The 15,145-nt window shown below is 65.1% G+C and carries 10 protein-coding genes and 1 pseudogene; 5 read left to right on the top strand and 6 right to left on the bottom strand.

The window, feature by feature from the left end; translation table 11 throughout:
- Positions 1-165 precede the first annotated feature (165 nt).
- The 4 genes and pseudogenes from QM611_RS06870 (at position 166) to QM611_RS06855 (ending at position 3,954) form a co-directional block, all read left to right on the top strand.
- Entirely contained in the window at positions 166-1,221 is a 1,056-nt protein-coding gene (locus tag QM611_RS06870; protein ID WP_415079165.1) for a sulfite exporter TauE/SafE family protein, read from the top strand.
- Positions 1,221-2,399: an adenylyl-sulfate kinase gene (gene cysC, locus QM611_RS06865; protein WP_415079164.1), complete on the top strand. Its 1,179-nt coding sequence runs from the start codon at positions 1,221-1,223 to the stop codon at positions 2,397-2,399. The genes QM611_RS06870 and cysC overlap by 1 nt, the downstream gene beginning before the upstream one ends.
- A gap of 82 nt (positions 2,400-2,481) precedes the next feature.
- Positions 2,482-2,809 (top strand): annotated as a pseudogene (locus tag QM611_RS06860) (transposase); the annotation flags it as partial.
- 428 nt (positions 2,810-3,237) lie between these two features.
- Entirely contained in the window at positions 3,238-3,954 is a 717-nt protein-coding gene (locus QM611_RS06855) for a glycosyl hydrolase (protein ID WP_415079163.1), read from the top strand.
- A gap of 13 nt (positions 3,955-3,967) precedes the next feature.
- On the opposite strand, the gene QM611_RS06850 is transcribed toward QM611_RS06855, so the two are convergent.
- On the bottom strand, positions 3,968-6,571 hold the full coding sequence (locus QM611_RS06850; protein WP_415079162.1) for a PKD domain-containing protein: 2,604 nt from the start codon (positions 6,569-6,571) through the stop codon (positions 3,968-3,970).
- A 408-nt stretch (positions 6,572-6,979) separates the two neighbouring features.
- Between QM611_RS06850 and QM611_RS06845 the strand changes: the two genes are divergently transcribed.
- On the top strand, positions 6,980-8,365 hold the full coding sequence (locus tag QM611_RS06845) for a carbohydrate binding domain-containing protein (RefSeq protein WP_415079161.1): 1,386 nt from the start codon (positions 6,980-6,982) through the stop codon (positions 8,363-8,365).
- On the opposite strand, the gene QM611_RS06840 is transcribed toward QM611_RS06845, so the two are convergent.
- From QM611_RS06840 to QM611_RS06820, 5 genes are read right to left on the bottom strand one after another with little or no spacing between them, the layout of a single operon-like run.
- Positions 8,362-9,939: a lipopolysaccharide biosynthesis protein gene (locus QM611_RS06840; protein WP_415079160.1), complete on the bottom strand. Its 1,578-nt coding sequence runs from the start codon at positions 9,937-9,939 to the stop codon at positions 8,362-8,364. The two genes, QM611_RS06845 and QM611_RS06840, sit on opposite strands and share 4 nt — an antisense overlap.
- Entirely contained in the window at positions 9,906-10,772 is an 867-nt protein-coding gene (locus QM611_RS06835; RefSeq protein WP_415079159.1) for a sulfotransferase family protein, read from the bottom strand. The genes QM611_RS06840 and QM611_RS06835 overlap by 34 nt, the downstream gene beginning before the upstream one ends.
- Positions 10,769-11,902: a hypothetical protein gene (locus tag QM611_RS06830; RefSeq protein ID WP_415079158.1), complete on the bottom strand. Its 1,134-nt coding sequence runs from the start codon at positions 11,900-11,902 to the stop codon at positions 10,769-10,771. Before QM611_RS06830 ends, QM611_RS06835 begins: the two co-directional genes overlap by 4 nt.
- Complete coding sequence (locus tag QM611_RS06825; protein ID WP_415079157.1) at positions 11,899-13,266, bottom strand: O-antigen ligase family protein; 1,368 nt, start codon at positions 13,264-13,266, stop codon at positions 11,899-11,901. Before QM611_RS06825 ends, QM611_RS06830 begins: the two co-directional genes overlap by 4 nt.
- Positions 13,263-14,921: a Wzz/FepE/Etk N-terminal domain-containing protein gene (locus QM611_RS06820; protein ID WP_415079156.1), complete on the bottom strand. Its 1,659-nt coding sequence runs from the start codon at positions 14,919-14,921 to the stop codon at positions 13,263-13,265. The genes QM611_RS06825 and QM611_RS06820 overlap by 4 nt, the downstream gene beginning before the upstream one ends.
- Positions 14,922-15,145 lie beyond the last annotated feature (224 nt).

Raw genomic sequence — 15,145 nt, 5'->3', positions numbered from 1 at the left:
GCCGCGCACCGCGCGGCGAATTCCCGGCGCAATCGCCGTTTGAGCGCGCGCCCCCAGTGCACGCGTTCCCCCGCGTACCACCCTAGCAACATCCCGCGCCGCTGCGCCTCCATCCTTCAGCTTCCATACCAGGTCGGGGGACTTCGTGTGGAACAATGGCGAACCATGGACTGGGGGATGGTTCTCGGCGCGTTGTTCGTCGGCATCGTGGTCGGGCTGACGGGAATGGGCGGCGGGGCGCTCATGACGCCGATGCTCGTGCTCTTCTTCGGCGTCTCGCCGCTCGCGGCGGTCTCGAGCGATCTAGTTGCGAGCGCGGTGATGAAGCCTGTCGGCTCGTTCGTGCACCTGCGGCGCGGCACGGTGAACCTCAAGCTCGTGCTCTACCTCTGCATCGGCTCGGTGCCCACCGCGTTCGCCGGCGTCTTCATCCTCAAGGGGCTCGGTGACGACGCGAACGTGCAGCATGCCGTCAAGCTCGCCCTCGGCATTGCGATCCTGTTCACCGCGACGATGCTCATGGTGCGCGCGTACATGCGGCTCGTCGAGCGGGCGCGCAGCCGCGACGGCAAGGGCGAGCCGCTGCCGCAGGACCGGCCCGACATCGAGGTGAAGGTGATTCCCACGATCGCGCTCGGCGCGATCGGCGGCCTTATCGTCGGCATGACGTCGGTCGGGTCGGGGTCGCTCATCATCATCGGCCTCATGATGATGTACGCGGGTCTGAAGGCCAGCCAGCTCGTGGGCACCGATCTCGTGCAGGCTGTGCCGCTTGTCGTCTCAGCGGCGATCGCGCACGCGTTGTTCGGCGATCTCGATCTTGCGATCTCGATCCCGCTCATCATCGGCAGTGTGCCCGGCGCCTACATCGGCGCGCAGCTGTCGTCGCGGCTGCCCGGCGGCTTCATCCGCCGCGCGCTCGCTTTCGTGCTGCTCGCGTCGGGCCTGAAGCTGCTCGAGGTCAGCAACGAGGCGACGGGTGTCATCCTGGTCTCCGCCCTCGTGCTCGGGCCCGTCGTGTGGGCGCTCATCCGCCGCCACCACGGCTTCCACCCGCTCGCGAGCGTGGAGAATCGACGCTGGCGTGAAGCAAAACGGCTGCGGGAGGAGAGTCTTGCGAAGGCTGAGCCCTCGCGGTCGTTGAGTGGGACTGAGCCGTCCCGGTCGTTGAGCGAGCGAAGCGAGACGAAACGCGGCGATCCCGGCGAGGTGAACGGATGATGCCCGCCGACGCCGTGCTCGTGCTCGCCGGCGACCGGCTCGAGGCGCTCGAGCTGATCCTGGGCGGGGCGCTGGCTCCTGTCAACGGCTACTGCCTGCCCGATTCCAAGCCCGACGCGTGGCCGGTGGCGGCGCTCCTCGAGGTGGCCCCGAGCGTGGCGGCGGGCCTCGGTCGCGGCCAGCTCGTGCACTTGTGCGACCCCGAGAACACGCCGCTGGCCGAGCTGCGCATCGACGCCGTCGCGTCGGCGAGCGGGTCGGCGTGGCTGAGCGGCCCGGTCGCCGAGCTGCGACCTCCGGCGCACGGCATCGCCCGCGACCTGCGCATCACGTCGGCAACGCGCTTCGACGACCGCGTGGTCGCTTTGTTCGGCGGGGCAGTGGCCGCCGCCGACGTGCTGCGCGCGGCGCAAGCCGCGGGGCATCGCGGCCTCGACCTCGTCGCGGTCGGCGTCGCCGGCGACGCGGGCTCGGCGGCGCTCGTCGCCGACCTGCGTGACGCGGCGGCGCTGCTGCCCGACGCGCGCGCGTGGTATCTGCCCGCCGTCGACCTCGGCGCAGACGCCGATGTCGCCCGCGTCGTGGCCGAGGGCCGGGGAGCCGCCGAGGTCGTCGACCTGCGGCATCCGGTCTCCGCAGCAACCGGCGGCGCGGTCGTGCTGTTCACCGGGCTGTCGGGGGCGGGCAAGTCGACCGTCGCCCGCGCGCTCGTCGAGCGCGTGTCGTCGACCGGGGGGCACAAGGCGGTGCTGCTCGACGGCGACCACGTGCGGCACGAGCTGGCTGCCGAGCTCGGCTTCAGCCGCGACGACCGCGACACGAATCTGCGTCGCATCGCGTGGGTGGGCGCCCGGGTCGCGGAGGCAGGCGGGCTCGCGGTGTGCGCGCCGATCGCGCCGTTCGCGTCGTCGCGCGATGCGATGCGGGGCAAGGTCGAGCCCGACTCGCCGTTCGTCGTCGTCTATGTGTCGACCCCGCTCGCGGTCGCCGAGTCGCGTGATCGCAAGGGTCTCTACGCGAAGGCGCGCGCGGGCCTGATCTCCGACTTCACGGGCATCGACTCGCCGTACGAGGAGCCAACCGACGCCGACCTCGTGCTCGACACGTCGCAGCTGAGCGTCGAAGAGTGCGTCGACGCCGTAACGGGGCTGCTCACGCAGCGGGGGATCCTGTCCTGACGCTCACATCGTCGACTGGGGAGCGTCCAGACCTCGCGTGATGTGGGCTCGAACAGCGCGATCTTCCGCGGAACGACGCGGTTTGCTTTCGGCGCCTCCACCCACATGGACACAGCGCGGACCACCTCGCCAAGCACCTGTTGCGCCCCGCGGGGTCGCGCTCGACGGGGAGGGTGGCCTGCTGGCGCAGCTGACCAAGCTGGTCGTGGAGTACACCCTGGAGGACGAGCTGACCGGCCACCTCGGCTATGACATGCGCGACAAGGGCACCGCCACGAAAGGCGGGGAACGCGCGGAACAGGACGCGGTCGAAGACGGTGTCGACCAAGGCCGGCCCGGTGCGGATCGACGTGCTCAGGGACCGTGCCGGCACGTTCGAGCCGGTGATCGTTCAGAAGCGCCGCCGCCGCCGCGGCTTGATCGAGGTGGTGCGGCCCGAGGCTAGGTGGAGCCGGCGCGCAGCGGTCCTGGTGGCCAGTGTCCTCCTTTGCCTACTCAGCGGTCGCAGGAGCCGCTCGTTTAGGATCGATGGACCCTGGAGTGCCCATGGTCGCATCGCACAGGCGATGTGTCACGGTCAACGCGCAGCGCTGAGAGGTGCACGATCGAACCTGATATCAGCGTGGGCCCGCGGCAGTTCCGCGGGCCACGCATCGTACGGCGGTCCATCCTGCTTTCGATTCTCCTGATTCTGCTCCTCACGGCGGTGTTGGTCTGGGTCGTCCCGCGGATTGTCCGGATGGCCACGTGCGCCACCGACACCGTTCACGGAACGGAGTTTGGAGTGTCTCTTGACCGGTCGAGCGGCCGAAGCGTCGCGGAGGCGTGGGATGTCGCGATGACCAACTACGGCACACCGCGAGCGATTCGCGTATTCTTCGGCGGTCTGCCGGACTGGCAGGAGATTTCGACCCGCAAAGGCACTGACCTCGTCGTGTCCTTCAAGATAGATCCGAAGAGCGTTCTGACGGGGCGACACGATGCCGCGCTACGGGCTTGGTTCGGCAACGCGCCCCGCGACGTCCAAGTGTTCTGGACGTACTTTCACGAGCCGGAAGATGAGATCGAGCGCGGTGCGTTCAGCGCGGACGAGTTTCGTCGGGCCTGGAAGCACATTGCGATGCTCTCTCGCGAGCAATGTCGCTCCAACCTGCACTCCACCTTGATCCTGATGGGCTGGACGGTAGAACCGGCATCGGGCCGGGACTTCGATGATTACTATCCGGGGGCCGCGTACGTCGATGTGCTGGGCTGGGACCCGTATAACGCAATTGACGGTTCCGGCTACCAGTCGCCGGACACTATCTTCAGCGCGCCGATCGAGGTGTCGAAGGCGGAGAAGAAGCCATTCGCGATCGCGGAGACTGGTTCTCTGCTGATGGGTGCCGACAACGGGACGCAACGCGCCGAATGGCTGAGGGATATCGCTGTCTACCTGCGTGCAGAAGGAGCTCTGTTCGTCACGTACTACGACACCGTGTCATCCAGAGGCAACGACTTCAGGCTGACAGACGTTCCCTCAAGGGAGGCATGGCGGACGATCGTCCAGCAGTGACCGTCTGGCGGTCTCATTCCGGCTGGAGGACGATCGTCCATGTCACGCCGTGGGTGCTTGCAGCCTCCGCTTCAGCCACCTTCCCTCCGTAGGTGCCGTGAGGAACGCCTCCAGACGAGTCCGCCAGAAGGGTCGTGACATGCCCGCCACCTGACTGAGTTCCGGTGGCTCGGGATTGCACGCCTTGCGGTACCGACAGCGTGGTGGTCGTGCCATCACGGTGTGCCCAGAAGGAAAGAGCCCATGAACCGGACACCGAAACCGTGGCGTTCGGGGTCGACCGGGACGAGGTGCTCCCTTGGCCCGACATGGCAGCGAACGTCGGCGGGCCGGCTTGGACTCCGCGGTAGCCGGCCACCATCAGGTTGCCTTTGACCGAACTGCCGACGGGCACTTGCACAGTCGCTCCCGCGTCGCCGGCGCTCGCGGTGCGCCACCACGCGCGGGTGCGCAGGCTCCCGCCGTCCGCGGTGTCGAGCGCTTGCCATCCGGCGGGGTTGGTGATGGTCACCGGGGACACCACGCTCATGAACATCACGAGAGTGTCACCGGCCTCGATGGAGCTCGGAATGGTGATCGCGTGTGTCGCGCTCGTCCGATTGGCGCTCGCCACGTCGACGAACTCGATGTTTGTCGGATCGGGGTCGGGCGCGGTTGGGTTCGCCTGCCGGGTGGTGGTTCCCGTCAGACCGCTGCCGTCTGCGACCGTGAGTTGAACGGTGAAGGTTCCCTCGGCTTGATAGGTCCGGGTTGTCGACGGGCCGGAGGTTGTTTGAGACTCACCATCGCCAAAGTCCCACTCGTAGGACACGAGAAGACCCTCCGGATCGCTTGACGCGGACGCGTCGAATGTGCAGACCAGCGCCTCGCAGGCTGTCGTGAACGATGCCGTGGGCGGCTGGTTCGCGGGAGAGCCCGACTCGCTCGGCCGCAGAATCAGCGTCCACGCGGTGTTCGTGGTGCTTGCGCTCGCGGCCGTCGCGCTCAACCCGCCGTAGTCGCCCGTCGGCACGGATGCCGAGCTATCGGCGAGCAGGCCGGTGACGCGTCCTCCGCCGGTTTGCGAACTGTTGCTCCGTACCGTGACGCCGTCGGGCGCGGTCAAAGCGGACGACGACGCGTCGCCGTGCATCCAGTACGAGACCGCCCAACTCTGTGCGGTTGCCGCTGTGGTGAGGGGTGTCACTCGGACTGCGGAGCTCGCGCTGTCAGTGGCTGCGGCAAAGGACGACACAGGGTTGGTCGCGTGCGTTCCTCGGTAGGCGACCAGCACCATGTTGGCTTTTGAGATGCTCGAGAAGGTCATCTGCACCGGGCGGCCCGCATCGGCAGGCTGAGCGACCTTCGACCACACGGTAGTCCGGCCATATCCCTGGGCGATGCTGTCGGCCTGAGTCCAGCCTGTCACTCCGCTTGGCCCGGTGCGGCTCGCCTGCGAGTTCTGGCTGACGAACAGGAGCAGTGCGTCGCCTGCCTGAACCGCGCTCGGCACGGTCACTTGATGAGAGGTCGCGTTGCCATTGCTCGTCGCCTGCCCGACGTACGAGATCTTCTCCGAGACAGGCGCGACGTGCACCTCACGGGTCGTAGAACCGGTCGCCCCACGATCGTCTGTCACCGAGAGCGCGATGTTGTGCGTGCCGGCCGTCGCGAACGTGTGCGTGGCGGTGGGCGTGCTGAAGCCGTCGTAGGCCGTTCCGTCACCAAAGTCCCAGTGATAACGCTGGATCGCGCCATCCGAATCGGTGGATGCGGCACCGGTCATCGTGCAGACGAGCCCGAAGCAGTCGACGTCCGCAACCGCCACGGGCGGGGAGTTCGGTGCGCCGCCAGCGCCTTTCTCGACGCGCACGTAATCGATGTCGCCGACGAAGTAGTCACATGTCACGCTCTGCCCGTCGCAGGAGCCTTTCCCGCCTATCGACATCTCCGAGCTGTTCGATATGTTCCCGGTCTGGCCGTTCAGCCGGCTCTGCCGCACTCCATCGACCCACATCTCCACGAAAGCCGACGTGCGATTGCATCGGATCGTGTGCCATTGACCGTCGTTGATCGGGGTTGTCGAGTAGCCAGTACGCGAGGCGCCGTCACCTCCACGGAAGAGGCACCTCGGCAGACCTTCCGGGTTCTCGACCTTCCAGTACCCGCCGGCTGTCGCGCCTTGGCCCTTCTGCAAGATGTTGCCGAACCGATAGGTCGTGCGGAGCCTGATCTCAACTGAGAAGTCACCGGAGTCAGGATTCAAGTCCGTGTTGTGCGGCACGCGATCAACATGGCCGGGGAATGCGCCATCGCTGGGCAGGTGGGTCGCGAAACGCTGCGCGGTGGCGCCCTCGTAGATCACACCGGGCGTGACATCGGCACCGATGGTTCCGTTGCGACCGTTGCCCGACGAGTCGCGGAGCGTCGCCTGGGCCGGCTGCTCGTCCATGCTGTAAAAGGCGACGGTCCGGGACGCGATCGCATGCGCTGGCATTGCGATCGTGACGGCTCCCGCCGACGCGATGACGACAGCCACTGTTGCTCTGGCCACTGCGCGGCGCATCACTCTGTGGTTGAAACGCTCGCGAGGTACGTTGGTGGCGATGCGGTCGCGGAGACGTGCAACCTTGTTCATGAGACCCCCAAGGCCATCGAAAGGCCCGATACGACCGTCCCCCAACGACCTCTCGATTCCGAGGACTCTACCCCTCTTTCACGCTGATATCCATGCCCCGTGAGCTCTGGTCATCCCCTTTGATGGGCTCTGGCGCCAGGCCACACCAACATGACGATGGAATGAGGCATCTCTCATTCGCTCGGATGGGCCGTGCATTGTCCGCTACCGTCGAAGGAGCGTCTCGCGCCCCCGAACCACCCCGTGCGAGGCTCCCGACCCGAAGCCCCCAACACTGGTCGACAGCAACAATCGCCTGTCGTGTACCCCAAGACCGAAGGTTCCCCCGTGCCCACCTCTCCTCATCACGTTCGCCGTGCCGCCCGACCCCGCCTCACCGGACGCCTCTCTCTCGCCCTCCTCGCTGCTGTGACGATAGCGCTGTCGCCCGTGGCGGCAGCATCTGCCGTCGAACAGACGACCGGTCCAGAATTGGTGAAGAACGGCACGTTCGCAAACGGCGTCACGGGCTGGAAGTCCGGTAGCGCATCTCAGACGCTCGTTCCTCGGAGTGGGAAGAGGGGGGCGTACGGATCGGTGTGGGCTGCCAAGGGCGGTTCCCTCAAAGTCAGTGATTCCAAGCGCACGGTCGCGTCTGGAGACTCGGGTGTGACTTATCAGGCATCCGCGCAGGTGCGCACTCAGCGGGGGTCTCTCTCCGGCCGACTCCGTGTGCGCGAGGTCGTCGGGTCGACCGTCGTCTCGCACGGCAGCTCCTTCCATCTGAGTGACGCTAAGTGGACGAACGTCACATTCACGTTCACCACCACGAAGTCGAACGCGGCGCTCGACTTCAGCGTGGTGGCGAGCGGAGCCTCGCCCTATCAGCCGCTGCAGGTTGATGATCTGTCTCTGAAGGTGGTGTCCAGCGCGGCGTCTACGGTCGCTGAGGCTGACGCAGAGGCCGAGGCAGAGGCCGTTACCGAGGCTTCCGCGGGTCAGACGTGCCAGCAGACCACCTTGAGCGGCACCGACTTTGGAGTCGCGCTCGACATTCCGGGGGGCAAGGTCCTCACGGAAGCCTGGGCTTATGCAAAGAGCTCCTACGGCACGCCGGAGGTTGTTCGCATCTTCCATCCGGGGGCGCCGCCAAACTGGACGGCCGCCACAGTCGCGAAGGGAGCCGACCTCGTGGTCTCGTTCAAGATCGCGCCGAAGGATGTCTTGTCTGGAAAGTACGACAGCAAGCTTCGGTCATGGTTCCAATCGGCGCCGACGGATGTGGAGATTTACTGGAGCTACTTCCATGAGCCTGAGGACAACATCACCAAGGGCGAGTTCACCGCTAAGGACTATCGCGAAGCGTGGAAGCGAATTGTGTCCATCTCTCGAGAGGAGTGCCAGCCCAACCTTCACGCCACGCTGATTCTGATGGACTGGACGGTGGACTCTCGCTCGGGTCGCACGTTCAGCGACTACTACCCAGGATCCGCCTACATCGATGTCCTCGGATGGGATCCGTACAACCCGTGGCAGTACAACGACACCTACGTGTCTCCTTCGTCCATCTTCGACAAGGTTGTTGCGACTTCCAAGGCCGCCGGCAAGCCGTTCGGAATTGCCGAGACAGGATCGCTCCTCATGGGCGGCGACAAGGGCGCGGGCCGCGCAGCCTGGCTCAAGAGCACGGCCAGCTACCTTAGCGGCAAGGGCTCCTTGTTCGTCACCTACTTCGATACCGTCTGCAGTGAAGGTGACTTCCGGTTGAAGGATTCGCTGTCGAAGGCGGCGTGGAAGGCTGTCGTCGGAGGTTAGCTCTTCCCGCGACCATTTCGTCGGAAGAGGCCAACGAGTCCAAGGGGTCGCCTCCATCGCCACAGAAGCGGGCAATAAATGGCCGCAGCCACAGTGAGGGAAGCGATCCCGCCGACCAACCCGCCCCCAAGCTGCGCCACGATGCACGGTCCGACTCCGAACAGCAAGACGGGGGCGAGGGCAGCCAGCATTGTGATCCGGTCGAACGGGTGAACGTGAAGGCCCCGTAGCACCTGGATGAGTGGGACGACGTTATTGACGAGGATCGCTGCAACCCAAGCGATCGTGGCGCCGAGGATTCCGAGGCGTGGAATCAGCCAGATGTTCAGTCCGAGATTCACCACGAGTGCCACCCACGCGTTGATCATCGTCCACGTCGACCGGCCCGCCATCAGCAGAACTGCATCCACGGCTCCGCACGCTGTCGCGACCAGCATCGCCGCGGACAGGATCCGGAGCACCGAGGCGCCACTCGCGTACACCTCGCCGAAGACATCCATCAGCAGGTCTGCGTGCACGATGAAGGTGAGGTAGAAGGGCCACGTGGCGAACATCACCCACGCGGTTGAAGTCCGGTAGAGATCCTGCAGAGCGCTCATCTCGCCTCGGGCAGTCAGGTTGCTGAACCGAGGCTGGACTGCCGTACCGATCGCGTTTGCCGCTAACTGGCCGAATATGAGGAACCGAGTCGCGGCTGCGTACACAGCCGCCTCGGACGGGCTCAACCAGAGCGCCACCAGAACGATATCTACCCGTTGGACGCCGACCTGTGCGATCTGACCAACGGCGCGTGGTCCCGCATACTTCCAGAACGCTCGAGTTGTCGCTCCTTCCGGGGTCCAGGCATCTCGCAGAGACTCACCGAGGGGGCGAGGATACCGGCGAAGCAGTCGGGTGAGCCAGACGGTGCCGATCACCGCGACAGCGGCGAAACCGAGTGCGCGCGTCCAGACGAGTTCTTCGCCTCCGGTCCAACCCACGACCGACAGAAGCAAGAGCGCAGCTAGCTGGATAGTGGGATTGACAAACTTGTCGGCCACCACGGTCGGCCGCATGACGCCAAAGCCACGAGTCGCGCTCAGAGCGCTGTCGGCGACGATTGCAAGAAGGACCGACCCTGCCACGATCGTCATGATCATCGCACGGCTGTCGGCCTCGTCGCCGAGAAGCAGCGTCCCCAACGGCTCCCTGAAAACGACTCCCACGGCCGCAACGATCACCCCTAGGCTCAGCATCGGTGCAGCGCCCGCAGTGAGGATGCCGCGCAAGCCATCCGTGCGCTCCAGTCCTCGGTATCTGGCCAGGAAGTACACGTAGCCGACAGGCACACCGAGCTCGACCAGCGCGGCAGCGATCAGCACGAGCGCAACCGCAGAGAAGTAGAAGCCTGCGTCTTGTGGCGTGGCGATCCGGGCGACGATCACCGTTGTGACGAAAGAGGCCACACCTGAGTAACCCGCGCCGACGAGGTTGGCTAGGCCTCCTCGCGCGACATTTTTCGTGCCTGCCGCCTCGTGTCGGGCCCCGTCATCCGCTCCGCTTACTGTCGCCACGAAAGCGGACGCCCCCACCATTCGGCTAGACGAGCATCTGACTCGTCGAAACGCGACAATAGCTGCTCGCGCAGCTTCGTCTCCATGGGATTCCTGTCTCGCGCGTTGTGCCGTTCGAAGGTGATGCCGGCGTGGCGCTCTAACCCGAGGAACTGGAGGATCCCCGGGAAGACGGTTTCGGGCTGGGTGAAGAACTCGTGCGAGTCGACGACGTGCAGACGCTCCCTGCCGACGGCGGATTGCAACGCTTCGATCTGCTCGATATACCGGCCGCGTGCGATGTAAGAGTGATGCTGTAGGTGGAAGCTCACGTAGGACGGGTCCTGCATCATTCGCTCTCGTTCTCCGTGAGTTCTTTCTTGTTCGAGCTCTAGCGCTCGGTCGAACGTCTCATTCTCAAAGCCGCGCGCGCGCTCATGGCTGTGGGCAGAGTATGCGCGCTCCACGGGATCGCGGAGCAGCATGATGAGGCGGACATTGGGAAGGTCGTTCGCGATCCGTTGCGCTGCGAGGGGGTGGAAGCCGTAGAACGGGCTGGACTCCCCGGTGATCGGACCCGCTCCGCGAAGCCGACGAAGGCGTGACGTGACTTCAAGCGGAAAGTGCCCCCGGTACCAGGCGAAGGATCTCGAATAGTGCATGTCGAAGTAGTGGATGCCCTTGAAAATGAAGGGGCGTGCCACTGCGGGGTGTTGCGCGAGTGTCTTGAAGAGCGATGTGGTGCCGCAGCGCTGCCCGCCGACGATCAAGAACGCCGGCTTCAACCGCAGAGCCGCAGTGACAGGAGCCATAGTGCTCACGGTTCCTCGCGCAAGCGGCTCAAGACGCCTGAGCAGGTCTTTTGGGGTCGTCACGTGCGCTCCTCGTTCTGTTGGTGGTCGAGCACGGCGGGGAACAGCCAATTCTCCACGGTGCCCAATTTTGATCCGGCCTGATCCTGCGCATCGTCAACGTACCGTGCGGCAAGCCGTACCAGGTAGTCGCAGGCGATGTCAGCGGCAAGGTGCGTCGGGACCCCCAGCGGAGCCAAGATCTCGGGCGCGGTGGCGAGCAGACGCCGAGCGGCCTCCTGTGGATCGCTTCCGCCCGATACCCACGATTGGAGGTCGTGATGCAGCAGGTCGAACCCGACGGGGACGCCGTGTGTCCATCTCTCCCAGTCCCAGATCACCGGTCGTCCGTCTTCCGCAACCCCGAGATTTCCTGCGTGAAGGTCGCCATGTGCGGCACCGACCGGTGCCTGGCTAGTGCGAGCGCTGACGCGGTTGGCAGCGTCCACGATCGGCCTCATGCGAGGGTGTTCGATCACCGTGGACAAGTCGGTGCGTCTGCCCACGGCCGAAGAAGCGATCCCGCGCACGACCGCCACGAGAGTCTCTCTTGATACACGCTTTCCCGAGTTGATCTTGGGCAACGGATTCATCAACATCGCCTCTGTGTGTTCAAGCCGATCGGAAGCGAGAAGCACAGGTACGTGCGCGCGACCCTCGAGCGCGGCCGCCACATCGCGCAGCGCGTTGGCCTCATGCCGGACCAGCGGCCGGGTGACGCGGTTGTAGCCGAGTTTGGCGACCGCGATGAGAGCACCCTGACGGTCGGTGAGCATCACCACAGGCTTCCTGTTGGCGCGCCTCGGGCCGATCAAGACGATGCCCACGTAATAGGGCTGGTGCAGCACTGTTCGCAGCCAGGGGTGGAACGCGCTTTCTGAAGGCGGATCGGGAAACGACACGCGCCATCGGGGAACTCGGCCGGCGAAGCCAATCGTCACCAGCGACGCCAGCGCTGTGGTCTCAGCCCTCCGGCGCGCTCCACCCCCGGCGTACTGTCTCCACAGCGCACGGGCGGCCGACCGCCGGTGAGCGACGGGCACAAACGCGCGTGGATCGCCAGAGGTGGGGAGCGCAAGCACATCGCGGATGCCGACCTGTCCGTCGGAAGAGAACACGTCAGTCAGACAGGCAAGGAGGGGTTCTTCAATCATGGCTTGAGGCCGCTCTTCTCGCCGTCATTGGTGCTCATCTGTTCCGCAGCGAGAGAGCGTTCCTGAGCACTGCGCCACAGCATCGCGACGGCGAGCATCGCCATCGCAAGAGGAGTCCCGATCGCAGAGTAGAAGTAGGAGTAATAGATCGAGAGAAGGATCACTGCCGACGCTGCGATCCCGGCTGGCGAGTGATCTCGCCTGAAGGTCCATAGCGCGTATGCGAAGAAGGTGAAGTAGAGGATTGTGCCGAGCCAGCCTTGCGCAACCAGGAGAAGCCAGAGCTGTCCCGTGCTGCCAATAACACGCTCGCCACATTGGCTGCAGCTCGCGGATGGCCCGATCGCGATCGACTCGTAGGAGCCTTGAGTTCGACGAGTCGACCCGAAGCCGAGAATTGGAGACTCGTTCGCTAGCCGGAGGGAGTCATTCGCGAGGTTCTCGCGGATCTGGTCAGAATGCCCGCTCTCAAGCCTCGCCTCGATCAGCTCGCCAGCAGGGGAGATAGCGAGCACGCCGCCCGCCACCGCGATTAGCGCAACGATGCTGACAGCCAAGGCGAGGCGAAGCCGCATCGCGAGTCGCACCGCCACGTACGCGATCGTGAGCACAATTCCGATCCACATCCCCCGGTTCAGGGAGGCGATGGTCGGAATAATCGAGAGTCCCAGGACGAGACCGATTGACTTCCGCCGTGCGCGGAAGACCACGGCATACACGACGAGCCACACCATGGCCATCGACAAGACCTCGCCCCACGTGTTCGTGTAGTCGAACGGAGCGGAGGGCCTCGGGGCTGCCCCCTCGCCGAGAATGTCCTGCACTTGCGCGAGCCTCGCCGCGCCGTCGCCCACGAGAACCTCGGGCAACACGTAGCTCGCCGGAGTGCGGAACGAGAATGTCGGGAGGAGTGTGCCGGCTAGTCCGAGAAGGCCCACAGACGCAGCCAAGCTTGAGAACGCGGCGATAACGCTGCGCAAGGGCAACGTCTGTTCACTGTGGTTCCCCACGTACAGCAGCAGCAGCGTGAAGCACAGATAATCGAGAAACCGCAGCGCATAGGCGCCGTACGGGCCTATCCCGCTTTGCGTGGCCGTGCCAGGTGCATCCACGTCCAGCATGACGATGCTCGCCACGACCACCAGCAGAAACATGGCCCAGAACAGCCAGCCGGGCGGAAGTTTGAGACGTCGCATGTAAAGCAGACGAAGGGCGAGTACAACGGCGAGCAGGGGGTAGATCACGGTGGTGAGGCCGAGCGCCCACCACAGGGGGTACGCGGCGGTGGCGGCCCAAACCGGCCAAGACGGGGGTAGCGTCCGCTTGCCAGCGGCGGTCTCGGTCGAGAGGACCGAGACCATCATGCGCTGCCCGACGCTTCCTCGTTTGTGGTCGGGCGTGGACGGCCGCCTTTGCTCGCGCTGTCAGATCGCAGACGCTCGGGGCGGTGATCCGTCCCAGCCTCGCTTTCCGTCTCGGGTGCCTCGTCTACTGCGCGCGCCTCGACCTCGTCGCTCGGCACGGATCCGGCCAGCCGGCGTTTGCGACGATCCCGAAGTTCATCACCCGCGCTGAGCAGCACAACTGTTGTCGTTCCTGTGAAATGCGACCGTTCGACAGCCTCGATCGTCTGTGCCAGCGCTCGGTCGTCCATGGAGCCGGCCACACCTACGAGCACGATCCGGTCCACCGCGTGGAGTACGGACTGTGCGCCAGCCGAGAGGTGAAGTGAGGGAGTAGACAAGACCACGACGGTGTCGCTCAGTCGAAGCACGCGTTCGATGGCGTGCGGCCGCTGAAGCATCACGCCGAGTCGCTCAGGGTTTCTTCCGGGGCCGATCACCGCCAGCCCCGAGTCGTCAAGCGCGACAGGCTTCACGGCCCCATCTCCGGCGAAGAGGTCCGTCAGTCCAATCGCTTCTGTTTCATTCGATTCGGCTGTGCTTGCAATCGCGCAGGTGGCAGAGCCAAGCCGGCGAGCGTAGGAATGGCCGAGAGCGAGTGCGAGAGTGTCGGCGTCCCGGTGCGCTCCCACGGGAGCCACCAGCACAGCGCGTGGCTCGTTCGATCCGAACGAATCGATTGCCACCCTCAACTGATCGACGTTGTCCGCTGGGAGGTCTTCAGCGATGCCTTCCGAGAGATTCAAGAGTTCCTGATGCACGCGCACTGCTCCCGTGGGCGGCCTGATGTCACGTGGAGTTCGTATCCGATGGTCGAACCGCCCGCTCACTACGGCGAACGCGAAACTGATCAGCAGCCCTAGCAGGAGCCCTGCCGACAAATTGATCGGAAAGCTGGGGGAGGCGGGGCTGTCTGGATAGTTCGCGGTGCTGAGGACGTGTCCCGGATCGACTCTCGACCCGCTGATCGACGTCAGGCTGGCGTTGAGCGAAGAGATTTGGCTGAGGAGCAAGTCTCGTCTGGTGGAGGCAATAGTGCGGTCGGCTTTGCTGAGCTTCGAGTCGCGACTGCGGGCGGTCGCGTCCGCGAACTCCGTCTGCAACTCATCGATCTGATCGAGGATGTCGCTGCGCGCGTCCGCCAAAGAATCCTCAGTGCTGGTGCGACGCTGATCGAGATAGGCCTCGGCGTAGGTCTTGGCGCCCGCCATCGCCTCGTCGGCGGTTGGGCCCTCGAAGGTGATATCGAGGACCTGGCTGTTCGCCGGGACTGTGACCGAGACGGACTCGGCCAGCTTTCGAGGAGAGAGGTCGGAGTCGAGCATGTCGGCCACTTCGTCCGCGAGGGCGACTGACCGCACGATCTGGGCCTCGGTATCCAGGTTGATGGTGCCTTTCGTCCGCCCGTTCTCAATGTCGACATCTGCGCCGGTCGACACGGGCGCCACCAGCACGCTCGTGCTCGACTCGTAGGTCCGTGGTGACAGCGCGGTGAACACCGTGGCACCAACAAGAGCGGCGCCCGTGATTAGGGCGATCGTGGGCAATCGATGCCGAATAGCATTGAGTGGGCGAGAGGCATCCAGCCTCCCGACATCCGTTGTCAGTGGGTCCACTTCCGTTCTACGCTCCCCCCAGCGTTGGACTGGCTTGTGGTGTGATCAACACAACAGTCTACCTGGCAGTCTGCCACTGCCTCGACCGACTGGTGACAACGAGCCTCTTCCGCGTCAGTACAATGCTGTGAATATGTCCGCAAGCACGCCACTCAGCAGTCTCGCCGCGGAGGGGCGAGTGGTGCTTGTGGGCTCCAGCGGGGGGCATCTCGCTCAACTTTGGT

Origin of the sequence: Microbacterium sp. (assembly GCF_047606685.1) — a bacterium.
In the GTDB taxonomy this organism is placed as follows: domain Bacteria; phylum Actinomycetota; class Actinomycetes; order Actinomycetales; family Microbacteriaceae; genus Microbacterium.
The sequence above is the reverse complement of the archived record's forward strand: the minus strand, read 5'-3'. Positions and strand labels throughout refer to the sequence as shown.